The sequence below is a fragment of the Clostridium intestinale DSM 6191 genome, assembly GCF_900130055.1.
Classification (GTDB): domain Bacteria; phylum Bacillota; class Clostridia; order Clostridiales; family Clostridiaceae; genus Clostridium_T; species Clostridium_T intestinale.
Genome location: NZ_FQXU01000010.1, coordinates 49591 through 74985, shown reverse-complemented (window position 1 = coordinate 74985; position 25395 = coordinate 49591). Strand labels below are relative to the sequence as shown.

Below are 25395 nucleotides of genomic sequence, written 5' to 3'. Positions count from 1 at the left end.
ATATATGCATAGCAAAGGCTACTGCATAAAAATTAAATAATAAATAGTTTTAGCCTTTGCTCAATCCTAAAGAAACAAATTATATTTAGGAGGGCATATAATGAGCTATGCAAATGCTAAGGATATTTTTCCAGATGAAATATTAGAGTTAATTCAAAAGTATGTAGATGGGAAGTATATCTATATACCGAGAAAGGAAGAAAATAAAATTGCATGGGGAGAACTATCACAGAGCAGAAAAGAACTTTCAGATAGAAATACAAATATATACGAAGATTACTTAAGCGGAGAATCAATACAAAGTATTTCTGATAAATATTATTTATCATATAAGACTATACAAAGAATTATTTTACAAAAAAAGAATATGGGATAATTGAAAATAGGACTGTAAAACTAAATAATTAGTGTTACAGTCCTATTTTTATCATATATGTAATTTTAACTATTTAATGAATAAAAATCTTGAAGAACTGAATAAATGCATATATAATTAGTACATAATAGTTATATATGGAAAACAGTGATTATAAAAGCTACGATTTATAAATTTCTTAAGAGAGCCGATGGTTGGTGTGAATCGGTGAAAGGTTAAATCTTTCCACTTTTGGAGCTGTCGGTGATGAATCGAAAGGTTTGTACTCTTTATTGTACTATTGTCGAGTGGCTAGTTGATTTATAAACTAGCAAGTTGGGTGGCAACGCGGATATCTCCGTCCCAATATATATATTTTTATATATGGGATGGTTTTTTTTATTTCAATTTATATTAAATGTATCAGGAGGATAAAAAAATGTTAGATTTAAAATTTGTTAGAGAAAATCCAGAGTTAGTTAAAGAAAATATAAGGAATAAATTCCAAGATAACAAACTTCCATTAGTAGATGAGGTTATTGCGTTAGATGCAGAGCTTAGAGGGGCAAAGGTAATAGCCGATGGACTAAGAGCTGATAGAAATAAATTTTCTAAACAAATAGGTGGATTAATGGCTCAAGGAAAAAGAGATGAAGCCGAAGAAATGAAGAAAAAGGTTACTGAGCAATCTGAAAAGTTGGCTGAGTTAGAAGCAAAAGAAGCTGAGTTAGAAGAAAAAGTAAGAAATATTATGCTAGTAATTCCAAATATAATTGATCCAAGTGTACCAATAGGTAAAGATGACAGTGAAAATGTTGAAGTTCAACGTTATGGTGATCCATTTGTACCAGAGTTTGAGATTCCATATCACACAGAGATAATGGAAAAATTACAAGGAATAGATTTAGATAGTGCTAGAAAAGTAGCTGGAAATGGATTCTACTATTTAATGGGTAACATTGCAAGACTACATTCAGCAGTAATTTCTTATGCTAGAGACTTCATGATAGATAGGGGCTTCACATACTGTATTCCTCCATTTATGATTCGTAGTGAAGTTGTAACTGGGGTTATGAGTTTCGCAGAGATGGAAGCTATGATGTATAAGATAGAAGGCGAAGATTTATATTTAATCGGAACAAGTGAACATTCTATGATTGGAAAGTTCATAGATACTATATTGCCTGAAACTTCACTTCCACAAACGTTAACTAGTTATTCTCCTTGTTTTAGAAAAGAAAAAGGGGCTCATGGTATAGAGGAAAGGGGAGTATACAGAATTCATCAATTTGAAAAGCAAGAGATGATTGTTGTATGCAAACCAGAAGAAAGCATGGAATGGTACGATAAATTATGGAGAGATACTGTAGATTTATTCCGTTCTTTAGATATTCCAGTAAGAACATTAGAATGTTGTTCAGGTGATTTAGCAGATTTGAAAGTTAAGTCAGTTGACGTTGAAGCTTGGTCTCCTAGACAAAAGAAATACTTTGAAGTTGGAAGCTGCTCCAATTTAGGTGATGCACAAGCTCGTCGTTTAAAGATTCGTGTAGATGGAAAAGATGGTAAATATTTTGCACATACTTTAAATAATACAGTAGTTGCTCCTCCAAGAATGCTAATTGCATTTTTAGAGAATAACTTAAATGAAGATGGCTCTATAAATATTCCTGTAGCATTAAGACCATATATGGGTAATAATGAAGTAATTAAATAGTATATATTAGCGCATTGAATTTATTTAATTCAATGCGCTATATTTATTTGGTAAAGCAGTGTCAAAAATAGGAAAATATTAATACTTATATAGTAAAAGTATATTTTAGAAAGGATGGCATATATGTTTAGAATGTTTCCTTTTATGCTTAACGGAATTAATATTTTCAGTGGTATGTTTACTGATACATTTTTTAATAATATGATTAATCAAGTCTTAGCGAGTAGTTTAGTTAATGAAAGACCAAGGGAGCAGGATTATAGTGTTGAGATGAAAGATCATGGAGATTATTATCTATTAAAAGGGTATTTACCAGGGGTTTCACCTAAAGATATAAGTATAGATTTTGAAAGGAATAGAGCTATTTTAACTATCAGAAGAAGACAAGTATATAGTAATGGATTGAATGTAATGATGAGTATAGTTGAGACTGGCGGTAATTTAATTAAAACTTTCAATATAGAAGAGATAGATAAAAGCAAGATAGGTGCAGCATTTGATAGAAGTATACTTCTATTAACTTTACCTAAGAAAAAGATGATAAAAAAATATGAGGAAGAGGAAACTCCAATAATAGTAGATGTAGATAGTTATGAAGTTGAGTGAAATAAAAAAACCTCCTTTGCAAAAAAAATAGGGTGCATAGGAGGTTTTTTGTTAAAGATAATAAAAGGCTAGATTAAGCTATTATTTTATGTAAGGTAGTATTAATTTTATAATGTCCTCAATTAAATGTAGTTCCTTAGTGGAACACTTATTAATTAAGTCATATATTAAGTTTTTACTCTGTACAGAGTAATTCGCTAAATCTTCTCTTAAAATCACATTAGCAGTATCAGTGTATTTATTTCCATATATCAAATAGTCGGTAGAAATATGGAGACAATTAGATATTTTAACTAAAGCGATAAGGCTCATCTGTCTTTCCCCACGTTCAAGTTGTCCAATATATAAGGGTGAAAAGTCAACAATCTCAGCAAATTTCTCTCTAGTCAGGCTTAATGCTTCTCGCTCAGTTCTTATTCTATGCCCGATGGCTTTATTATCTATATTTAGTAATTCATTCTTCAATTTAGTTCACTCCTCAAGATAACTCTATACATAAAAATTAATTAGATAAATAAGCAGAGAGCTATTATATTTTGTTTGCAAATAGCATAGTAGTTCAGTAAAATTATATATGTTAAATATTTACTGATAGTTAAAGCTAAGGTGGAGGAGAGTTGATGATTAAAAGAGAAATAAGCGAATTAAGAGATGAATTACATTCGCTGATAAATGAAAATGCTGATTATAATGAAATATTAAAGACAAGCGTTGAACTAGACAAGTTAATAGCGGAATTTATTAATAATAAAGAGAAGAATAATGATAAAGATGAGTTGTAGTACATATTTCCTGATCTATAATAAGAATAAGCATATTAAGCTTATTAATATGCTCATCTAATTATTAAGATTTCCATTTAAATAAACTTTCTTCAAGTATATCTATTAACATAAATAAAACAAATCCCAATAGACCAAGGATTATTATTCCTGTGTACATTTCCAAATAACTAATTCTGCTCCATGCATCTAATATATAATAACCTATTCCATATTTGGTTCCATAACCTTCTGCAAAAAACAATATTGAGAGTGCTGTTCCTATAGATAATCTTAAGGTTGTAAGTAGCTCTGGCAATATAGCTGGTAATGTTATGTGAGAAAATATTTGAAGTTTTGAGGCACCAAGGCTTCGTATAGGATTATAGGTTTCATAGGGTATATTAAGAGCTGCATCTCTTACTGCCACAATAATTTGGAATACCAAAATAAGAACTATAATAATAATTTTTGATTTATCTCCTAATCCATATAACAGCATCACTATAGGAAGTAGAGCGGTTTTTGGAATGGGGTAGGTAAAATAAACCAATGGGTTTAAAATTTTATTCCACATTTTAGAGTAAGCCATAAGTAATCCAATCAATGATCCTATAATTAAGGAAATTATAATTCCACTTGAAACCCTATAGAGACTAACGATAACATGTTTATAAAGCTCTTGATTAGATAACTTGAACATATTTAAGTATACTTCAGTAGGGCGGGGAAGAATTTTCATATTAACTTTTAGTGAAAAAAGATACCATAACAAATTAAAGGTAATGAATCCTTGTATGAATACTAATAGTTTTTTTCTAATTTTCATATTTTCCAACCTCTTTTTATAATGCTTCTTAAGTATGAAGATAGTTTTAAATATCTTTCATCCTCTCGTAGGTTTTCTGTATTAAATAATGGATTATCAATAATTTCAACTATAGTTCCAGGACAATGAGACATTATAACTATCTTTTTACCCATATATATGGCTTCTTCTATGTTGTGAGTTATAAATAGGGTTGTAAGCTTATATTGATTCCATATGTTTATGAAAAGTTCTTGAGCTTCTTCACGCGTTAAAGCATCAAGTGCAGAAAATGGCTCGTCCATAAGCAATATATCTGGGTTCATTATAAAAGCTCTTGCTATAGCAACTCTTTGTTTTTGACCACCACTTAATTCATTAGGATACCTATCTTTTAGCTCATTTATGCCTAGTTTAGTTTGAATATGCTCTATTCTCTCAGTTAAAGAGGAATCAATTTTTACTCCTTTTATTTTAAGAGATAATAGGCAATTTTTTTGTACACTTTTCCAAGGCAAAAGTCCAAAGTTTTGAGGAATAAGTCCTATATTATGAGTCTTTGGGTTTAGTGATTTATCATTCAAAAGAACATCCCCGGTAGAACTTTTAATGATACCACTAAGGACATTAAGTAAAGTGGATTTACCACAGCCAGAAGGGCCTATGATAGCATAGATATCCCCTTCTGCTATAGTCATATTTATAGGTCCTAATGCATTAATTATTTGATTTTTTGATTTATAATTGACTGTAAGATTATTTATATTTAGCATAAGAGACCTCCATAGAAATTTATTTAACGCCTATATTATTTGTAACATCTTTAGGAGTTAAGTTTTTAGTAATTAAGTTATTATCCTTGCACCAATTTATAGCTTCTTGAACTTCTTCATCTTTAGGAAGCATATTTTTTCTAAAAGTAGGTAATTTAATTTTACCTTTCATATTTTCTGGATAACCAACTGTTTTTATAATTAAGTCTTCATATTCAGTAACAGATGTGCTATTTATATATTCAACAGCTTCATTATATGCCTTGTAGAAAGCTTGTATTTCACTAGATTTATCATCTATAGCTTTTTGGGTGAAAGCAGATACTGAAGGGTATGAAGCTAAGTTACTAGCGCTTCCTAGTAGAATTCCACCACTACTTATTGCCATTGAAGAGAATGGTTCTGGAAGTAAAGCAGCATCTACATTACCATTATTAAGCATCTCAAGTCTAGTTGGTATAGCGGGAACTACTGATTTTTTTACATCTTTAGGATTCATAGAATTTTTCTCTAATATCTTATCTAGAGTGTATTCTATTGAAGTTTTTTCTGATATAGCTACACTTTTTTCTTTAAGATCGCTTAAGGACTTTATTCCAGATTTAGCTCCAGCTACAAGCATAAAATCACCATCTGTAATTCCAGTTATTTTAACATCAAAGTCAGCATTTTGATAAAGGGATATAGCTACTTCATCACATATTACTCCATCTAAGCTTCCAGCTTGAAAAGCTGCATCTCTGTCTTTTGAGTTTTTAAAGGTTTCAATTGTTACATCAACACCTGCTTTTTCAAAAAGCCCTTTTTCTTTAGCAATTACGAAAGGTACTGAGTCTATAGAACCCATCATTCCAAAAGTTAAACTTTGTTTTTCAGGTGCTTTAGTTTCTTCAGTTTTTGAGCAAGCTGTAAGTGATAATAATACGGCTGCTGAGGTTAATATAGTTAATAATTTTTTTAATTTAGTCATTTTATAATTCTCCTATTTTTTAAATTAATGCGTCAATAACGCCAAAGATTAAAAATACAATACTTATTAATTGATTTATGCTATAAGAAGCTAATTTAACATTTGATAAATTAGTTGGAGAAACCATTCTGTGTTCCAAAATAAATAAAACTGAAATGATTCCTATACCAATAAAGTATATTAAACCAAGTTGTGGACTTAATAATCCTACTATGATTAATATTACTAATGTTATAGCATGGAAAAAAGCTGCAATATGTAGGGCATTTTTAACTCCGAATCTTGCAGGAATCGAATTAATTCCGTTAGCTGTATCGAAGTCATAATCTTGAGATCCATATATTATGTCAAAACCAGCAACCCATAATGTGTTAGCTGCTCCAATAAAAAGAGGAAGCCAAGATATTTTTCCTGTAACTGCAAGCCAAGCGCCAACAGGGGCAGCTGCTGAGGTTATGCCTAAAACCAAGTGGCAAGCCCAAGTAAAGCGTTTTGTATATGAATATATAATTAATAAAAATAGTGCTATAGGTGAAAGTATTAAGCATAGAGGATTTAGCATATAAGCCCCTATAATCATTACTAAAAAACATAGAGAAGAAAATAATATTACCTCTTTCTTTTTCATAAGTCCTTGAGGTAATTGTCTAGTAGCTGTACGTGGATTTTTCTTGTCTATTTCAGCATCTATAACTCTATTAATAGCATTTGCACCAGTTCTAGCTCCCATGAAGGCTACTAATATCCAAAATATAACGTAGGGAGAAGGAAGTCCCTTACTTGCAAGCAACATGGATATTAATGCGAAGGATAAAGAGAATATTGTATGTGAAAACATAACTAATACTCCATAATCATGGGCTTTTTTTATAGCTTTATTAAGTACCATTTTAATGCTCCTTTCGGCAATTATGCTACGTAAATTTTCACAAATGAAAGTATAGCACAACTAAAGTATGAATGTAACTAGTTAATCAAATTTTTTGAGAATGTTTTTCAAAGTAAATAACATATTGTGTATATCTTCCCTTGTTATAACTAAAGGAGGCTGGAAGGCTATAACATCTCTATTTAAACCATTTTTCCCAATAAAGAATCCAGAGTCCTTCATTTCTTCTAATATAATGTCTGTGACCTCTGCAGAAGTAAGGTTATCGCTTGATTGAGTTTGTATTCCTAGCATAAGACCAATACCTCTAATTTCTTTAATAACTGGGGAGGATAGTTCTTCTAATTTTGACTTTAAATAAGCACCTAGTTCCTCGGACTTTTTAACTAAAGAATTCTTCTCAATATAATTAAGAACACTTAATGCTGTATAAGCAGACACTGGATTTCCTCCTAAAGTTGAAGCTGAAGGTCTATCAAAAGACTTAGCTATCTCATCTGTAGTAGAAAATGTTGATATAGGAATTCCATTACCTAGAGCTTTCGCAGTTACAATTATGTCTGGAACTACGTTATAGTGTTCTATACAAAACATCTTTCCTGTTCTTCCATATCCAGTTTGAACTTCGTCAACAATTAGTAAAACATTATATTTTTCTAAAAGGCTTTTGACTTTACTTACATAATCAAAGGGATATAGAATTATGCCGCCATTTCCTTGAAGTGGTTCAAGCATCATGGCAGCTATTTTATCTCCGTTTTCCTTTAGCACTTCTTCCAATTGAGTTAAAGACTTTTCCATGGCTTCTTCATAACTTGTATCAGGGGAATAAGGTCTTTCTATAAAGAAGATATTCTCTTTAACTAGGTTATCATCTAATCTCCACATTGGTATTCCTGTGACACTTAATGTTAAATGAGTTCTGCCATGTAATCCTCCATTTAAAGCTATAAATCCATTTTTTTTAGTATGTAGTCTTGCTAATGCCATAGCGCCTTCATTAGCCTCTGAACCAGTAGCACAAAAGAAAGTTCTTTTAATATTTCCCGGGAATATCTCAGAAAGTTTTTCAGCTAGGTCTACCATAGGTTGAGTTAAATATAGCGTTGTTGTATGCTGAAGAGTATTTAACTGCTCTATTGTTGACTTAAGTATTTCTGGATTCGAATGACCACAATTCATAACCGATACACCAGAGAAAAAGTCAGTATATTTTTTATTGTTTTCATCAAATAAATATTGCATATTTCCAGCTGTTATTTGTGGTGGATTTTTATAAAAGTGTGCAGTAGCTGGAAAAAAGTACTCTCTTCTTTTTTCTAATATCTTTTGAGGTCCTATAAAAGTCATAATATAATCTCCCTTCTAAATAGCTTTAAAGTTTAATGCACCAAGAGTGAAACCTGCTCTAAGTGTTTCTAATTCATTAAATAAATCTTTAGATTTACTAGTGTCTTCTATAGCTTTTTTATAAACATCAATTACACTCTCAAGTTCTTGGGTTGAGTATGTTTCTCCTTCAATACGTAAACTTACAGAGTTATTTATTCCTTCTAAAATAGGTAATAAACATAGTTCCTTTGCAGTAAATAAATGATTTTTCCCATTTTGATCTATATATACTGGGTTTTCTCCTTTATCCGTCATAAGTACTAATACACTATTATTTACATAAGAGTTATCTGCTTTTTCTATAGGTTCTAGACTATCTATATTGTCGTATAAATTATGATCTAAATACATTACCTTTATTGGGCCATGAACAAGCATCTCTAATGGTTCTTTGGTAGAAGTAATAAAAGAACCAAGTTCATTATTTCTTGTCTCAATGGATAAGGTAAATTCATTAACTCCAAGATTTTTATAGAATTCTAGAGCCTTATGGTTATAAATGTTTAAGTTATAATTTGAAATAGTTTTATACTTATGTGCATACTTCTTTATAGCACCTAAGTTAGAAACTAGTAATCCATCAAATAGGTGACCATGTTTGCTTAAATATTGATCTATAATATCAAATTGAAGTTCATTCATCATTTGAGGTAGTTCCAAATAAATCTTAGTAGAGTTTTTTATAGTCATCAAAGTGTTAAGTTCATCTAAATTAATGAATTCATCAGGTAGAAGAACTTCACTAGGCAAATAAATCCTATCTACATTTTTTTCTATAGCAAGCTTAGCTTGTTCAAAGCTATTTACCTTTACAGATAAATTATGTTTCAGGTTAGACTTAGAATCAGGAATATTTAATTCAGATAAAACTTTCTCAATAGAAGTGTCAGTAATTTCAGGCTCTTCTGTTGGGGAAGAAAATACTTTTCCGGTAGAGTAGAATTTTCCAGTACCTTCATAGCGAGTATTTATGAAATCTAAACCAGGTTTTGAAAAGGCGTAGGCAGTAGTAAAATCACGTTTTCTGCCTTCAAATAATTCTTCAGCATGTTTTTTACGATTAAAACTTAGTGGGTCTTCTATGTAACGATCAATGGCTTCACCATAAGTATTTATTAAATTAACAATAAAATCTGTATCTCTCATACGCCCTTCAACTTTAAATGAAGTTATGTTTGCCTCAATAAGTTCAGGAATATGTTCATACATATACATATCCTTTGCAGCTAAAGGGTATTCTGAGGGGTAAGAGTATCCATCTTTTTTTATAGTATAAGCCCATCTGCAAGGTTTAAAACATCTTCCTCTATTAGAGCTATTACCTAAAACTACAGAGCTATAATAACAATTAGCACCATTTACAGTGCACATATCTCCATGCATGAAATATTCAGTTTCTACTCCAGTTGCAATTTGAAGAGCTTTAGCAGTTTTTAAATCCATTTCCCTTGATAATACGACTCTTGTAACTCCAAGATCTTTAAGAGCATTTACAAATTCTATATTATGAACGTTCATCATAACAGAAGAATGTATCTCAAAATTGTTGAAATTATGTTCTTTACAAATTTGAAGAATACCTAGATCCTGAACTATTAATCCATCTACTTTAATATCATTTAAGTACCTTAAGTATTCAATAGCTTCATCAACTTCAGAATCATTCATCATATTATTCACTGTTATATAGATTTTTTTATCTTGTTCATGAGCTAAATCTAAGGCTTCTTTAATCTCTTCGTTTGAGAAATTATATCCTTTTCTCATCATTCTCATGTTAAGGGATTTTCCACCTAGATAGATGGCATCACAATTTGCATTTACCACACTTTTAAAAATCTCCATATTTCCTGCTGGAGCTAGTAATTCTACTTTTTTACCATTAAAATATCTTGCCATTTTTCCTCCTATATAAATGCCTCATTAGTTATATTTTATAAAATAATCATATAGATAATATTATCACAAATCAAAATTAATGGAATATAAACAAAAGATAGTTTAAAAATAAAACTATCTTTCTTGTAAATTTCTACTATAAGAATTTATTAAAGGAAGTTCTATTTTTGAATAGAAGCCTTCTTCTATATCGCTTGATAAAGTTAATATACCATCATGAGCTTTTATAATTCTTGAAACCATGGGTAAGCCAAGTCCATGACCATTGTGAATCTGATGTTTTCTTTTGGATGAAAAAGGAAGTTCAAGTAAGTCGTTTAAAGAGTCTCTGTTAACTCCTTTTCCGTTATCATATATAGAAAGAGAAGCTATGTTACAAATTGAATCACAAGAGACTTTTAGATGAATATGACAGCCGTCTTCATTATGATGAATACTATTTTGTATAAGATTTGTAATAGCACGAATTAATAGACGTTCATCTCCGTTTATAGTTGATTTATCATCAAGTTCATCTATTTCTAGAATAAATTTTTCATTTAGATCATTATTTAAAAAATATGATACTACATATCTCACCAAGGAAGATAATCTGACTATTTTTTTATTTAGTGGCTGCATTTCATATTCTAGCATAGAAACAAGATTTAAATCGCTAACTAAAACACCTAACTTTTCAGCTTGTTTACGAATAATGCCTGCTTGCAATCTTTGTTCAGTTGAAAGATTATAATTTTCTTCTAAGTCATTGGCATATCCTAGAATTATGGATAATGGAGTACGTATATCATGAGAAATACCTGCAATCCAGTTAGATCTTGCTTCATCTCTAGATTTTAGAGCTGAGTTTTTATCACTTAATAATGAGGAAGCATGGTTTATACTTTCAGCAAGATTAGATAAAACACCTTTTGGTTCTATAAATACATTTTTATCTTCCTCCAAAGATTTTATAGCCTTAGTAAGAGGACGAATAGATGTAATTAGTTTTGAACCTATTAATAATGATAAAATCAGTATTAAAAAAATATTACCCATGATTAGAAGTAAGATTCTAAAAGGAAGATCTTTTATCCAGTTAAAGGGAAGAACATGCTGATATTTAGCTATGGTATCTTTTGGGTATCCTACTACCATTAGACCGTAATTATTTTCCCAAACAAAGACTGGATAATCCATAAGATAACCTCGAGAGAATTTAGCTACATCAGTTATTGAATAATTTTTAATAGTTTCAGTAGGGAGATCATAACTCCATAATATTTCCCCATTATTATTAAGTAACATTGCCCAAGCAGAATTTTTATCTAAAAGTTCTTTTGAGGGTGTGGATAAATAAAAATCATTATTTGTTTTGCATATATCCTTTGATATTTCTTCTACTACAATTGAAGGAGAGTGACCTGAGTTCATACCTTTAGATAACCAGATAAAAAGCAAAAAAAAGTTAAGTAACAATATAAATATAACAATAAATATTGTTGACCCAATAAATCTCTTTAAAATTTTTATAGCACCCTCCATTAAGAATTCTCCTTTATTAAAAGCTTATAGCCTAAACCCCTAACTGTAACTAGATATTTGGGGTCTGAGGGATTGGATTCAATCTTTTCACGAATTCTACGTATATGAACTGCTAAGGTATTTTCATATCCATAATAATCATCACCCCAGGTAACTTGGCAAAGGGCATCATTAGTAACGATACGATTTTTATTTTCGTAGAATTTATTTAATAAAATAAGCTCTTTTGCGGTAAAAGGACATTCTTTATCATCATATGATACAATTCCACTCTCTAAGTCTATTTTATGATTTCCTAATTCAAAAATAGGTTTCTTTTCTTGAACAATTGGAGAATAAACTCTACGTAGAATTGATGTTAATCTTAAAACTAATTCACGTGGTAAAAATGGCTTAACTATGTAATCATCAGCTCCAAGACCAAGTCCTAATAAACGATCCTCATCCTCTCCTTTTGCTGATAGAAAAACTACGGGTATACTTGAAGTTTTACGAATAGTTGATAAAAGAGAAAATCCATCTCCATCAGGGAGCATTATATCTAAAACAGCAATATCGGGACTTATTTCATAAAATATCTTTAAAGCCTCCGAACAATTAGATGCTTCATATATTCTATTGAATCCATTTTTACGTAAGAAACCATGAAGCATATTTCTTATCTCAAACTCATCATCAACGATAAGTAACTTTTTGTTTTTTAAATCATTCATATTAAATCACCTAAAAATAGTATATCAGTTATAAGATATTATAAACATTCTTTGTAATTATTTAAGGTTAGCGTAATGTTGATGTTAGATTAAAGAAATATAAGATAAGTATACTTAACCTATAAAATATTAGGAAGGATGGAGTAAATAATGAATAACATTGTTTCCACAAGTAAACTATCTAAAAAATATGGGGATACCTATAGAGTTAAGGATGTTGATTTATTCGTAAAAAAAGGAGATATTTATGGTTTCTTAGGGCCTAATGGAGCTGGGAAATCAACTACTTTAAAAATGCTTTTAGGATTAGTTAAACCAACAAACGGAACTTTTAAGATTTTTGATCAAGAATTTGAGAGTAATAGAAGTAATATTTTAAAAGAGGTAGGCTCTTTAATTGAGTCACCTTCATACTATGGACATCTTAGTGGAATAGAGAATATGAGGGTAATGCAAAGATTAAGAGAAGTTCCGGATAAGAATGTAGCGGAAGCATTAAGAATAGTAAGATTAGAAAATCAAAAGGATAAAAAGGTTTCTCATTATTCACTTGGAATGAAGCAAAGATTAGGAATAGCTATGGCACTTTTAGCATTTCCTAAATTACTAATATTAGATGAACCTACAAATGGACTTGATCCTGCTGGTATTAGTGAAATTAGAGAGCTAATTCAAACTTTGCCAAGAAGATATGGAATTACTGTTTTAATATCCAGTCATCTTCTTTCTGAAATTGAGCAAATAGCTACATCTGTAGGTATAATAAATAACGGGAAAATGCTTTTTCAAGGAGAAATGGATGAGCTTAAGATGAAAAGTAAGTCAACTATAGCAATTAAGACAGATAATAATAGATTAGCTAAGGATATATTAGTCAGAAGAGGGATTGTAAATACTCAAGAAGGCGATTTCTTAATGCTTAGGGATATCATTGATAGACAAGTAGTTCAAATAAATAAAGAATTAACTAATCATGATATTGGTGTATTGCGTATAGAGGAACATAAGAAAAGTTTAGAAAACATTTTTCTTAGTCTTACTGGAAAGGAGCAGAGCTTATAATGAAAGCTATTAGTTTAGAATTTTATAAATTAAGACATAAACATTTATTTAGTATGATTACAATGTTTATGTTAGGGGAGATAGCCTGGGCCTTTATGGCAGCAAGTATGTCCTTTTCACGTAATCCTAAAACAGCGGGGTGGGAACCTGTAATTGCTATGTTATCATCAATGAATGGACTTTTTTTACCTATACTTTGCGCTATTGTAGTATCTAGGATTTGTGATATGGAGAATAAGGGGAATACATGGAAAATGTTATTATCTGTTTCACTAAAGAGAGGAAATATCTACAAAGCTAAATATATATGTTCATGTATAATCATGAGTTATGCAGCTCTTATTCAAGTTTTTGCTGTAGCTATTTATGGGAAAAAGAGTGGTTTTACACAACCGCTACCTATACCTTTACTAATTAGATATTTCATAGGCATATTTATAGTAAATGCAGTAATAATAGCTTTACAGCAATGGGTATCTATGGCTATTAGTAATCAAGCTTTTTCATTATGTGTTGGGATGATTGGTGGATTTATAGGACTATCAGCAGATTTATTTCCTATAGTTATAAGAAGAATATTTATATGGTCTTACTATAATGGACTAAGCCCTATTATCCAAGTTTATGAAAATGAGAAAATGAGTTTTGCAGTTCGAAACATAGGAGCTTCAGCCTCATTATTAGCAATAATAGCTATGATGGGAATAATCATTTATTTCTTAGGAAGTATGTATATAGAGAGTCAGGAGGTGTAAATGTGAGAAGTTTAAAAAACAGTATTATAGCAGAATTTATAAAAATAAAGCATTCGCATATATGGATTGTAATGGTTACATTACCAAGTATAAGTGTGTTAATTGGATGTGCAAACTTTTCTATGAATATAGGAGTTTTACAAAAAGAGTGGTATAGTTTGTGGTCTCAAGTAGGCTTATTTTATGGAGAGTTCTTTTTACCTATTTTGATTGGTATATGTTGCGCCTACTTATGTAGATTAGAACATTTAAATAGAAATTGGAACATGACAATGACTACGCCTATACCTATAGGTAATGTTTTTTTGTCAAAACTTATTATGGCAGGAATAATAACTTTCTTTATTCAAGGATTATTTTTTTCACTATATTACCTTAGTGGGAAGCTTATAGGTCTTAACAGTCCTTTTCCTATAGAGATATATGGATGGTTTATACGTGGATGTTTAGCCTCTTTAACAATAAGTACAATTCAGCTAGCTTTATCAATTAGAATGAAGAGTTTTGCAGTTCCTATAGGTATTGGCTTATGTTTTTCTTTTATAGGTCTTGGATTATACGTAGTAAAGCTAGGTATGATTTTTCCTTACTCATTATTATCTATTGGTATGGGAATAATAAGCCAGCAAAGTATTTCAGGAATCCAGTGGATAATATTCTTTGTGGTAAATCTTTTTTATATTGTTTTAATTAGCAGAGTTACAATAAGAAGAATGAAAAAGATAGACGTAGTGGTTTAGGTAAGAGGTATAAAAGTATAAGATAAATGGAGCCGTGTATAACGGTTCTTTTTGTTTTATAATGAACTTGATGCAAAAATGGAACCTTTATACAGATGAGTTTATCTTAGTAGTGTAGGAGGTGAATAATTTGAAAGTAGGGGAGAACGTAATAAGTATTTATAATATGGGACTTAAAAGAGAAAAAACGAAAGAAATAGGCAAGGAAGAATTTGCAACACTTATTGAAACTTATAAAGTGTCTCTATACAGGGTTGCTAAGGGGATATTAAGAAATGAATATGATGTTGAGGATTCAGTAAGTGAATCAGTTCTCAAGGCATTTAAAAATTTAAATAAACTGAAGGATAAAAACAATTTTAAGGCATGGATTATGAGAATACTTGTAAATGAGTGTTATAGTATATTAAACAAGAAAAAGAGGGTGGATCTTCAAGATGATATGGGTGTTTATGATATAACTTATGAAGATAACCATAACGGTGATATGATTGATTATATAAACAAGTTGGACAAAGACTCTAGAGTAATATTGACCTTATTTTATTATGAAGATATGAGTATAAAAAGTATAAGCGAAGTTTTAGAAATATCTAATGGGACAGTTAAATCTAGGCTCAGTAGATCAAAGGAAAAACTTAAAAAACTTTTAGAAAATAGTGAATGGGGTGTATATAATGAGTAGTTTTGACGAACTTATTAAAAATAAAATTAATAAAGAAGCTTGGGCAGTGCCTAAGACATTAGATGATAAATTAAGTGAAATTATTGATGAATTACCTAGTGAACCTAAGAGCAGAAACAGTATAAGTTATAGAAAAATAGCTGCAGCTGCAGGGGTGACTTTAACAATTTTATTAGCGTTTAACTCTTCTTCCGTTAAGGCAGCAGTTAGCAATGTTATAGAATACTTTAATATAAATAAAAACTCCGAGTATGTAGGAGAAGCAAGTACCTTTCAAGAGTTTAATAATTCTATAGGAATAAGTGCCGAAGATAAGGGGATTAAACTTACTATAGACAACATAGTAGCAGATGATAACTTCTTAAACATTTTTTATACTGCTGAAAGTGAAAAGGATATACCTAGGTCAGAGTATGAGGATTATTGGTCGGCTTTTGAGTTAAGACCTTTCTTAGATTTAAAGGTAAATGGTAAAAACATAAGTGGTGGGAGTAGTTATAAAGATGAAGCATATCTTGAAACTAATAAGATATTAAAAGGGGTATATAGAGCTAATGTAGTTGAAACAAAGTTAACAGATAAATTTAATATAGAAATATCTACTGATAGAGCTTTAAAAACAGAAGGCAACTGGAAAATAGAAGCATCAGTAGATAAGAGTAAGGTAGTAGCAGTAAGTAAAATAGTTACCCCTAAGAAAAAAGTTAAAATTGATAATGGGGTAAAAATTAATAGTATTAAAATAGATAAAGTGGCTATGTCACCTTTAGGAAATCAAATAGTTATAACCGAATATACAGATGAGGATGCCAATAGCTTTCAGCATTTTGCAATAGAGGATTCAAGGGGAAATATTACGACACCTCTTGATCACGGATCTATAGGAACTGATGGGAATAAAATGACGAATACTTTTGAGTTTATAGGACTTGATAAAGAGACAGAGTATATAAATATAATACCTATAAAATCTTATGATGGTAAAGGAGAATATACAGAAAAAATAGATATTAAAAAGCTACCTTCTACTATTAACTTAAATGATAAAGGAAGTATTACTATAGATGATGTTATATTCTCTAAGAATCAAATAAAAGTTAAGTTTAGAAAGAATGGAGTAGTGCTAAGCACAGGTGATTTCTACTTTTACGATAAAGATGGAAATGAACTTGAGTTTAGTAAAGGAGGTGCACTTGAAATACCAGTTGATAGATCAACAGGGGTTTACACAACTACTTATACTTCTTATAATGAGTCAGAAGACTTCTCAAAATATGCTAAAATAGCAACTAACAAACCCAAAAATGGAATAAAACTAGCAGAAGATCAGAAAATAAGAGTAGATTTAAAATAATATGAACGGTAAAGGCGACCTATTTAGGTTGCCTTTTTATATTACAGCACCCCACATATATCCAGTATATTATTTGCTTTGCGGAAAAAACTATACCCAGTGTAAATATTTTAGTGTGGAGGTATATTATGTCTAAATTATCAAGGAAGAAAAAAGAAAATATAGATGATTTAGAAAAATATTATGGGTTAGCTGAAAATAAAAAATTAGAAGGATTATTAAATAATGATATTAAGGATTTTAAAAAAATCATTAAGGGTTCTGATGATATTATATTTAGAGAGTTTATGATTAACCATAAGTATTCAGCTATTATATTTTTTCTAGTTGGTTTTAGTGACAATGAAGAAATTAATTCATATATATTAAAGCCGTTAAATAAATTTGCACATGATTATAGTGAAAAAGAAAATACGCTTCTTAAAAACCATATAAAACAAGAGATTTGGGTTTCAGATATTAAAACTACTTCATTGATTAAAGACATACTTAATAATGTCTTATGTGGGAAAGTCATTTTATTAGTAGATAAAATTGATGAAGGTTTTATAATAGATGTTTGTAATTTTAAAACAAGAAATATAGAGGAACCTGTTACTGAACCTGCAACAAGAGGACCAAGGGAAGGATTTACAGAATTTATTGAGACCAACATAACGTTAATAAGAAGAAGATTAAAGACTCCTAGATTGAAAGTAAATAAAATGGAGGTGGGTAAGCTTACAAAAACTAACGTTATAATCACATATATTGATGGAATTGCAGAGGAACATTTAATAGATGAAATAAAGAAAAGAATTTTAAAAATTGATATTGATGTTATTTTAGAGAGCGGATATATAGAAGAGCTTATTGAAGATAATAGATATTCAATATTTTCTCAAATTGGATATACTGAAAGACCAGATAGATTAGTTGCATGCTTACTAGAAGGTCAAGTTGGAATAATTGTTGATAATACACCAATAGTACTTATAGCTCCACAAACATTTATTCAGTTTATACAGTCAAGTGAAGATTATTATGAAAGATATATTCCTAGTGCAATGATTAGGATAATACGATATTTAGCTTTAACTACAGCTTTATTTCTACCATCGATTTATATAGCTGTGTTAACATTTCACCCCGGGATGCTTCCAAAAGCGTTGCTTCTAAATATTTGGGCATCAAGAGAAGATGTTCCTTTTCCTGTATTTGTTGAAGCAATTGTCATGGAGATATTTTTTGAAGCTTTGAGAGAGGCGGGAGTAAGGCTGCCCAGGACGACTAGTCAGACGGTAAGTATAGTTGGAGCCCTGATTATTGGTCAGGCAGCAGTGCAGGCAGGAATTGTTTCTGCATCAATGGTTATAGTAGTTTCAGTGACAGGTATTTCTTCATTTATTATTCCTCAATATAATTTAGGGTTATCGATCAGAGTATTAAGATTTAGTTTCATGATTTTAGCTGGAGCATTTGGTTTATATGGGGTCTTTATGGGGATTTTGATTATGCTGATACATATGGCTAAACTTGAGTCTTTTGGGGTTCCATATTTATCACCTTTAGCACCCCTTGATTCAAAATCATTAAAAGATGTGTTCTTTAGAGCTCCATGGTGGTTGATGAAAAAAAGACCTTCATTTATTGCAAAAAAAGATGTTTCAAGAATAAGTGAAGGAGGAAATAAAAAGAATGAAGATTAAGAGGATTTTCATTGTAGCTATTATAATTTCATTCACTTTAACGGGTTGTTGGGATCAACAAGAACTTGATTTTGTCTTTATAGTCTCTGGAGTAGGAATTGATAAGCTAGAGGATGGACAAATAAAATTGACTCTGCTATCAACCTATCCTAAAGCTAATAAGAGTTCAGGGTCTAATTTAAGTAGCTCTCCACTGGATGAATTTATTTTGATATCAGAAAAGGGAGAAGGTATGGTTGATATATGCAGTAAGATATCAAAAAAATTGTCAAGGAAATTAGTTTTTTCACAGCTTGAGGGTATAATAATTGGAGAAGAAATGGCTAAAAATGGATTAGAAGAGGTTTTAGATTTTTTTCCACGTATGCCTGAGATACCTATGAAAGCTTTTATAACTTTTTCAAAAGGAAAAGCAATAGATGCTCTAAGTTTGAAGAGCTATTTAGAGTATAATTCAGTTAAAAAGATTGATAAGCTCAGAGATTTAAATACAGCGACTAAAATGTATATAAAGGATTTTATTTATATGATAAATGAAAGCGGTATTCAGCCTTGTATTTGTGTTGTTGGAGAGTATGATATTATAGGAGATTCTTGTGAAAACAACGAGAAGACAGTTGGGGTTATAGGTGGAGCTGTGTTTAATGAAGATAAATTGATTAAGTTTATAGGGATTAAAGAGCTTAAAGGTATCATGATAGTAAAAAATAAGCTTCGTCAAAATTATATATGTGTTAATGCTGACAAGTTAAAAAAATTAGGCAAGGTATCAGGAGAAATTACTAAAGTAAAAACGAGGGTTACACCCACCATTGATAATGGAGAGATAACTATAGAAATAGATGTTTTTATGGAGGCAAATATTATAGACAGTAGTGCAGGATTAGATTTTAGTGAAGTTAAAAATATACACTACATAGAGGACTTATATTCTAAAGACATTGAAAACTTGGTAAATGACACAATCAAATATGTAAAACATAACTGCGGGGTAGATGTTTTTGGTTTTGGAACTATAATACATGGAAAATATCCAAAGCAGTGGCATTCATTATATAAAGATAATTGGGATGAGTTATGGAAAACTATTAATATTAATGTAAATTCTAAGGTGAAGATAAAGGGAACTGGTTTTGATAATAAATCAATAATGGAAAAAAGTAATTAATAAATGGAGGGTAAGAGAATATGAGTAAATATTTATTTCCTTGGAAATCAGAATACATGTTAGACTATCCTGAAATAATGCCTATATTTATTTTAATTCTGGGAATTTTGTTGTCTGTATTTTCTTGGCTTATAAGAAAATACATTGAATAAGGAGTTTTGTTATGGAAGAGATATCAAGTAAGCAATTATTCTCAATGCTGCTGTTATTTGAAATAGGTAGTACAATTATATTTGGTTTTTCTACTCATGCAGGTAGAGCTGCTTGGGCATCTGTTCTTTTATCCACATTAATCGGCATTTTAATTAACATTGTATATTACACCCTAATGAAACTTAATTCTGGACTAACATTAATTGAATGGTATCCAGCTCAATTAGGCTTTTTTATAGGAACACCAATAGCATGGATATATGCCCTAGAATTTATTTATGATGGTGGAAGAGCTTTAAGTGATTTACAGATATTAATACCCACAACTATTTTACCTAAAACGCCTATGTTTGTAGTTGAATTGATATTTATTTTAGTAATAATGTATGCACTATTTAGTGGAATAAAAACTGTTGCGAGGATTTCACAATTATTTTTCCCCATAATGGCTATATTATCAATAATTGAAATTATACTACTAGCACAATCAGATGTTATAAATTATCAATATATTAAACCTTTCTTTGGAAAAGGGTGGGAAGATATTAAAGATGCAGTATTTCCATTAGGAATTACTCAAACATTTGGGCAAAGTATAGAATTTGCAATGATTTGGCCTATAGTAAAAGATTCTAGTAATATATTTAAAAGCACAATAAAAGGGATAACTATAGCTGGACTATTTATAGCGCTTTTAGATATTATAGCTGTATCAGTTTTTGGAGAAACAACATTTTCTAGCTCCATTTTTCCTATGTATAGACTAGTAAGGGTAATAAATGTAGGTCATTTTATTGAAAATTTGGATGCCATAAATGTTTTATATTTTTTAACTACGCTTTTCTTTAAGTTATATATTCATTTATATTGTGCTTTGAAGTCTATTCAAATACTAACCTATTCTAAAAATTATAGAAAATTTATTATTCCAATATGCGCTTTAGTTTTATATATGTCGTTAAATATGTCAACATCAGCAGCGGAACACCTAGAAGTTGGAACTAAAATAATACCATTTACTTTGTGGCTACCATTGTTTTATATACTTCCTATACTTTTATTAATTATAACAATAATAAAAAGAAGAATTAGTCAGTTAAACTAATTCTTCTTCTGATGCTTTTTTATCAACAAACAAGTTATAGGTAAGACCTATTAATATAAGAATACCACCAATCAACTTACCTTTAGATAACACACCGTCTTTAAAGTAATCAACAACCATTCCTGAAAAAAGTTGTCCTATAAACATTAATAGGGTTAGATAAAAAGCTGGAACCTTGGGAGTAACAATATTAGATGAAGATACAACCAGTACACCGACTAGTCCACCTAAATATGCCCAAAATGGTACAGATTTTAAGGTATCAGTGGAAAAATTCATAAATTCTCTGCTTATAAGGAAAACAAGTATTCCTCCAGCAAGTCCAGTAACATAGTTATAAAAGGTTCCTTGAACTAGTCCTATTTTTTCTGCTAAAGAAGAGTTTATATTTCTAGCAATTACCGTAGAGGCACCAGCTAGTATAGATAATATTATAATTAAAATCATAGATAATCCCCCTTAATATACGCTCATTATAAAAATACCTAAAGAAATAGCAATTAATCCAATAAGCTTTTGTTTATTAAATTTAACAACTTCAGCTCCAAGAAAACCATAATGATCTATAAGTATTGAAGCTACAGATTGACCCAAGAGGCCTAAAGAAAGAGTTAGAGAAGCTCCTAAATAATTAAAACTCATATTTGTAAATAAAACAGTAAAAATTCCTATTAAACCGGCACTATAGATATAAAGTGGAATGTTTTTATCAAAAGATATTTTTTGTTTTTTTACTATAACCCAAATAATCATTGCAATAAGTCCAGTAAGATGAATTATTATAATAGCAGTATAATTACCCAAAGAGGAAGAGAGTTTTCCGTTAAAAACAATCATTATAGTAATTAAAATACCTATTAGAGCAGAATATATTTTATACATAACATTTCTCCTTTTTCTACGATTAATATAAATTTATCATAGATTAGATAAATGATATTATGACATATGTCATATGAATTTATGCTATAATTTTAATGTTATTATTGGAGTAAAATTGAGGGTGGAGTTAATATATGGGAGAAAAGATTATTGATAAGAAGATTTTAGAAAACTATATAAATAAATATCAAATAGACGAGGTTTTCAGTAATGATATGAAACCCTATATGCATTTATTTAAGTTTAATAAGGGTGAACATATATGTAGAGTACAAGAGGATTTAGAGTACTTATATTTTTTTGTTAGTGGAAAAGCTAAAGTTTACACTGTAATGAGCAATGGAAAGTCTCTGTTATTGTGTTTTTATACACCATTTAAGGTAATAGGTGACGTTGAATTTATGTACTTTAATAAAGCTGACTGTAGTGTTCAAGCTATTGAAGAAACCTACTGCGTTGGAATAGCTTTTGAACATATAAGAAAATACTCCATTGAAGATAGTAAGTTTTTAAGATTTATATGCGATGGATTGGCTGAAAAACTTACAAGGTTAAGTAAGTATAGTTCAATTAATTTATTGTACCCTTTAGAAAATAGAGTGGCTAGTTATATATTATCTAATAAAGAAAAAAACACCTTTAAAGAAAATCTTACAGAAACTGCAGAGCTTTTAGGAGCTAGCTACAGACATTTATTAAGGACTCTAAATTCTTTATGTAGTAAATCAATAATAAGAAAGAAGAAAAATTATTATGAAATTATAGATGAAGAGGTATTAAGAGGACTTGCGGAAGATTTATATGAGTAAATCTCCGCTTTTTACTGAGGATTAGAATTGGAATATTTATGAAGGTATTTATTAAATATATATTCTAATACAGTAGTTGCAGGAATTCTTGAAACAAAGTTCATCTCTCCAACTGAGTATCTAGTAGAGCATACAAATAAAGGTTTGTGAGCAATGTTAGATAAAGTATTATTGCTCATAGTGGTTACTGATATTACAGTAGCTTTTTTTGTTTTAGCAATATTTGCAGCTTTGACGATTTGAGATGTTTCTCCAGACATAGATATACAAAATGCTAAATCTTTTGAGTTTAAATTAGATGCAGATAAATACATAAGACTTGTATCATCATAATAATATGCTTGTTTTTCTACTAATCTAAATCGTCTAGTCATATCTTCACAAACTATTCTTGAAGAACCTTCCCCATAAAACTCCAATCTATTACTTTCATAGATTAAATCTACTATTTCATCAATAACCGAATCATTAATAAGGTTTTTAGTTTTCAATATATCATCAAATATATCAAAGTGTGATCCAATATTTTTAGGACTTTGAAGTTTATTATTATCTTCTTGGTTTTCCACAGTATGATATAAAGTATTTTTAAATTCTGAATAGCCGCTAAAGCCTAGCTTTTTACAAAATCTTATTATTGCAGCTGTAGAAACAAAGGTCTTTTTTGATACATCTTGAATTTTCATGCTTTTAACAGAGCTTGCGTTTTCTATAAAATACTGCAACAGTTCATTTTCATTTTTATTTAAATTTACTCTTGTTTTTTCAATATAATTAAAAAAATTCAAAATAACACCTCGTTTCAATAATTAACGATAAAAGAAAAAGTGGTGAAAAAAATTTCAGAAAGTGAAAAAAATTCAACATTTGAACATAATTACTGAATGGTCTGAAACGGTTTCTTAAATACGTTATCATATATATAATATAATTAATCAATAAATTTGTCGACAAATTAAAGGGATTTATAACAAATTATATTTAATAACTAGATTCAAAACAATATGAATTAAGAGGAGGATCTCAAATGTTAAAAAAGATGAATAATTATTTTCAGCGCCTAGGTAAAGCCTTTATGCTTCCTATAGCATTGATATCTTTTGCAGGTATATTCCTAGGAATCAGTTCAGCATTTTCAAATCCTAATGTTATAGCAAAAATGCCTTTCTTAGGCAATGAAATATTACAATTAATATTTGTATTTACAAAAGCAATAACAGGAGTACTTTTTAGTAACTTACCAGTACTTTTTGCTATTTCTTTAGCTATAGGTCTTGCAAAGGATGAAACAGCTGTAGCTGGATTTTCAGGATTTATTGGATATATAGTAATGCACATAACAATAAATGCATTTCTTATAAGTAGCAAAACCTTAGCAACAGCAGAAAATTTAAGATCAGCTGGTCAAGGAATGACTTTAGGTATTCAATCAATAGAGCTAGGTGTTTTTGGAGGAATAATCGTAGGGATAATTGTGGCAGAGCTCCATAATAAGTTCTATACAATAAAACTTCCTGACTATATAGGATTCTTTGGAGGAACACGTTTTGTACCAATTATAACAACTTTAGCATTTACAGTAGTTGGATTGCTTATTCCAGTAATATGGCCTCCAATAGGAGCTGGAATTCAAGGGTTAGGATATACAATAGCTAGGTTAGGATACTTTGGAACTTTCTTATTCGGATTACTTGAAAGACTTCTTATACCATTTGGGTTACATCATATATTAAATGCGATGTTTAGATTTACACCTGTTGGTGGAGAAATGGTTATAGGAGGAAACTCTATAGCAGGAGCACTAAATATTTTTTATGCTCAGCTTGCTGATCCTAATACTACATCATTTTCAACTGAAGCAACACGTTTTTTAGCACAAGGAAAAATACCAATAATGATGTTTGGTTTACCAGCTGCAGCCCTTGCAATGTATAGAACTGCAAATCCTGTAAATAGAAATAGAATAAAAGGGATACTTACAGCAGGAGCTTTAGCATCACTGGTTACAGGGATAACTGAACCACTAGAATTCTCTTTCTTATTTGTTGCACCAGTATTATATGGAATTCATTCAGTGCTATCAGGAATATCCTTTATGTTAAATCATATTTTAGGAGTTGCAATAGGTAATACTCAAGGAGGCGCTATTGATTTAGTAGTTTTCGGTATGCTTCAACCTAATACCAAATGGTTTATAACATTATTAATAGGGATAGCTTATGCATTTATATATTACTTTACTTTCAAGTTCGTAATATTAAAGATGAACTTAAAAACTCCAGGTAGAGAAGATGATATAGAACTTGACGAAGAAAATTTAGTTTTAGACAATAGTGATTTTGATGGAAAAGCTATAGAAATAATTAAGTATTTAGGTGGAAAAGACAATATAGAGAAAGTTAACAATTGTTTTACTAGACTTCGTGTAGTAGTTAAAGATATGAGTTTAGTTGAAGAGAGTGGATTTAAGAGAACTGGAGCTGCTGGGGTTATAAAACCAAGTGAAACAGATATTCAAGTAATATATGGACCTTCAGTTTCAAGTATAAAAGCTTCAGTAGCAAAAGAGCTTAAGAGAAAGTCATAA

Annotated in this window: 27 protein-coding genes and 1 other annotated feature; of the genes, 15 read left to right on the top strand and 12 right to left on the bottom strand. The window is 30.0% G+C overall.

From position 1 onward, the window contains the following. The first annotated feature begins 100 nt into the window (after positions 1-100). The 3 genes from BUA92_RS15830 (at position 101) to BUA92_RS15820 (ending at position 2678) form a co-directional block, all read left to right on the top strand. Positions 101-376 carry a CD3324 family protein gene (locus tag BUA92_RS15830; protein ID WP_073021152.1) on the top strand — a complete coding sequence of 92 codons (276 nt, stop codon included), beginning with the start codon at positions 101-103 and terminating at the stop codon, positions 374-376. 141 nt (positions 377-517) lie between these two features. Beyond that, positions 518-724, top strand: a binding site (T-box leader). A 70-nt stretch (positions 725-794) separates the two neighbouring features. After that, positions 795-2072, top strand: coding sequence for a serine--tRNA ligase (gene serS, locus BUA92_RS15825; RefSeq protein WP_073021151.1), 1278 nt, complete (start codon positions 795-797; stop codon positions 2070-2072). 123 nt (positions 2073-2195) lie between these two features. Beyond that, positions 2196-2678: an Hsp20/alpha crystallin family protein gene (locus BUA92_RS15820; RefSeq protein ID WP_073021150.1), complete on the top strand. Its 483-nt coding sequence runs from the start codon at positions 2196-2198 to the stop codon at positions 2676-2678. Positions 2679-2759: 81 nt separating this feature from the next. Here the strand turns inward: BUA92_RS15820 and BUA92_RS15815 are convergent, their stop codons facing one another. Then, complete coding sequence (locus tag BUA92_RS15815; protein WP_073021149.1) at positions 2760-3143, bottom strand: helix-turn-helix domain-containing protein; 384 nt, start codon at positions 3141-3143, stop codon at positions 2760-2762. Between the two features lie 155 nt (positions 3144-3298). Between BUA92_RS15815 and BUA92_RS15810 the strand changes: the two genes are divergently transcribed. Beyond that, a complete protein-coding gene (locus BUA92_RS15810; RefSeq protein WP_083553554.1) occupies positions 3299-3460 on the top strand; it encodes an aspartyl-phosphate phosphatase Spo0E family protein in 162 nt (53 codons plus the stop codon). Positions 3461-3524: 64 nt separating this feature from the next. On the opposite strand, the gene BUA92_RS15805 is transcribed toward BUA92_RS15810, so the two are convergent. The 8 genes from BUA92_RS15805 to BUA92_RS15770 all read right to left on the bottom strand — a co-directional run bounded on the left by BUA92_RS15805 (position 3525) and on the right by BUA92_RS15770 (position 12407). Beyond that, complete coding sequence (locus BUA92_RS15805) at positions 3525-4268, bottom strand: ABC transporter permease (protein WP_073021148.1); 744 nt, start codon at positions 4266-4268, stop codon at positions 3525-3527. After that, complete coding sequence (locus BUA92_RS15800; protein WP_073021147.1) at positions 4265-5020, bottom strand: ABC transporter ATP-binding protein; 756 nt, start codon at positions 5018-5020, stop codon at positions 4265-4267. The genes BUA92_RS15805 and BUA92_RS15800 overlap by 4 nt, the downstream gene beginning before the upstream one ends. 19 nt (positions 5021-5039) lie before the next feature. Then, positions 5040-5990, bottom strand: a complete 951-nt coding sequence (locus BUA92_RS15795) for an ABC transporter substrate-binding protein (protein ID WP_073021146.1) — start codon at positions 5988-5990, stop codon at positions 5040-5042. A gap of 19 nt (positions 5991-6009) precedes the next feature. Then, on the bottom strand, positions 6010-6879 hold the full coding sequence (locus BUA92_RS15790) for a UbiA-like polyprenyltransferase (RefSeq protein WP_021804076.1): 870 nt from the start codon (positions 6877-6879) through the stop codon (positions 6010-6012). An 81-nt stretch (positions 6880-6960) separates the two neighbouring features. After that, complete coding sequence (locus BUA92_RS15785; RefSeq protein ID WP_073021144.1) at positions 6961-8229, bottom strand: aspartate aminotransferase family protein; 1269 nt, start codon at positions 8227-8229, stop codon at positions 6961-6963. Between the two features lie 15 nt (positions 8230-8244). Then, positions 8245-10170, bottom strand: coding sequence for a U32 family peptidase (locus BUA92_RS15780; RefSeq protein WP_073021143.1), 1926 nt, complete (start codon positions 10168-10170; stop codon positions 8245-8247). Between the two features lie 114 nt (positions 10171-10284). Beyond that, entirely contained in the window at positions 10285-11694 is a 1410-nt protein-coding gene (locus tag BUA92_RS15775) for a sensor histidine kinase (protein ID WP_073021142.1), read from the bottom strand. Then, positions 11694-12407 carry a response regulator transcription factor gene (locus tag BUA92_RS15770; RefSeq protein ID WP_073021141.1) on the bottom strand — a complete coding sequence of 238 codons (714 nt, stop codon included), beginning with the start codon at positions 12405-12407 and terminating at the stop codon, positions 11694-11696. Before BUA92_RS15770 ends, BUA92_RS15775 begins: the two co-directional genes overlap by 1 nt. 150 nt (positions 12408-12557) lie before the next feature. On the opposite strand from BUA92_RS15770, the gene BUA92_RS15765 reads away from it, so the two are divergent. The 9 genes from BUA92_RS15765 to BUA92_RS15730 all read left to right on the top strand — a co-directional run bounded on the left by BUA92_RS15765 (position 12558) and on the right by BUA92_RS15730 (position 21117). Then, positions 12558-13469 carry an ABC transporter ATP-binding protein gene (locus tag BUA92_RS15765; protein ID WP_073021140.1) on the top strand — a complete coding sequence of 304 codons (912 nt, stop codon included), beginning with the start codon at positions 12558-12560 and terminating at the stop codon, positions 13467-13469. Then, positions 13469-14224 (top strand): ABC transporter permease, encoded by a 756-nt coding sequence (locus BUA92_RS15760; protein ID WP_073021139.1) that lies wholly within the window; start codon positions 13469-13471, stop codon positions 14222-14224. The genes BUA92_RS15765 and BUA92_RS15760 overlap by 1 nt, the downstream gene beginning before the upstream one ends. 2 nt (positions 14225-14226) lie before the next feature. Beyond that, positions 14227-14964, top strand: coding sequence for an ABC transporter permease (locus BUA92_RS15755; RefSeq protein WP_073021138.1), 738 nt, complete (start codon positions 14227-14229; stop codon positions 14962-14964). 130 nt (positions 14965-15094) lie between these two features. Continuing rightward, positions 15095-15649 carry an RNA polymerase sigma factor gene (locus BUA92_RS15750; protein WP_139259357.1) on the top strand — a complete coding sequence of 185 codons (555 nt, stop codon included), beginning with the start codon at positions 15095-15097 and terminating at the stop codon, positions 15647-15649. Continuing rightward, the gene (locus BUA92_RS15745; protein ID WP_073021136.1) at positions 15642-17003 is read left to right on the top strand and encodes a DUF4179 domain-containing protein; all 1362 of its coding nucleotides are present in this window, start codon (positions 15642-15644) and stop codon (positions 17001-17003) included. The genes BUA92_RS15750 and BUA92_RS15745 overlap by 8 nt, the downstream gene beginning before the upstream one ends. 128 nt (positions 17004-17131) lie before the next feature. Then, the gene (locus tag BUA92_RS15740; protein WP_073021134.1) at positions 17132-18691 is read left to right on the top strand and encodes a spore germination protein; all 1560 of its coding nucleotides are present in this window, start codon (positions 17132-17134) and stop codon (positions 18689-18691) included. Beyond that, on the top strand, positions 18681-19859 hold the full coding sequence (locus BUA92_RS15735) for a Ger(x)C family spore germination protein (RefSeq protein ID WP_073021131.1): 1179 nt from the start codon (positions 18681-18683) through the stop codon (positions 19857-19859). The genes BUA92_RS15740 and BUA92_RS15735 overlap by 11 nt, the downstream gene beginning before the upstream one ends. Before the next feature lie 20 nt (positions 19860-19879). Next, complete coding sequence (locus BUA92_RS23765; RefSeq protein ID WP_278335142.1) at positions 19880-20011, top strand: hypothetical protein; 132 nt, start codon at positions 19880-19882, stop codon at positions 20009-20011. Positions 20012-20022: 11 nt separating this feature from the next. Continuing rightward, positions 20023-21117, top strand: a complete 1095-nt coding sequence (locus BUA92_RS15730) for a GerAB/ArcD/ProY family transporter (protein WP_073021129.1) — start codon at positions 20023-20025, stop codon at positions 21115-21117. On the opposite strand, the gene BUA92_RS15725 is transcribed toward BUA92_RS15730, so the two are convergent. Next, on the bottom strand, positions 21109-21564 hold the full coding sequence (locus BUA92_RS15725) for a DMT family transporter (RefSeq protein WP_423236813.1): 456 nt from the start codon (positions 21562-21564) through the stop codon (positions 21109-21111). The genes BUA92_RS15730 and BUA92_RS15725 overlap by 9 nt on opposite strands. 12 nt (positions 21565-21576) lie before the next feature. Then, positions 21577-21999 (bottom strand): DMT family transporter, encoded by a 423-nt coding sequence (locus BUA92_RS15720; RefSeq protein WP_073021126.1) that lies wholly within the window; start codon positions 21997-21999, stop codon positions 21577-21579. Positions 22000-22133: 134 nt separating this feature from the next. On the opposite strand from BUA92_RS15720, the gene yeiL reads away from it, so the two are divergent. Next, on the top strand, positions 22134-22808 hold the full coding sequence (gene yeiL / locus BUA92_RS15715) for a transcriptional regulator YeiL (protein WP_073021124.1): 675 nt from the start codon (positions 22134-22136) through the stop codon (positions 22806-22808). Between the two features lie 11 nt (positions 22809-22819). Here yeiL and BUA92_RS15710 read toward each other — a convergent pair whose 3' ends face one another. Continuing rightward, entirely contained in the window at positions 22820-23596 is a 777-nt protein-coding gene (locus BUA92_RS15710) for a MurR/RpiR family transcriptional regulator (RefSeq protein WP_073021121.1), read from the bottom strand. 239 nt (positions 23597-23835) lie between these two features. Here BUA92_RS15710 and BUA92_RS15705 point away from each other — a divergent pair, with 239 nt between their 5' ends. Next, positions 23836-25395: a PTS transporter subunit EIIC gene (locus BUA92_RS15705; protein WP_073021118.1), complete on the top strand. Its 1560-nt coding sequence runs from the start codon at positions 23836-23838 to the stop codon at positions 25393-25395.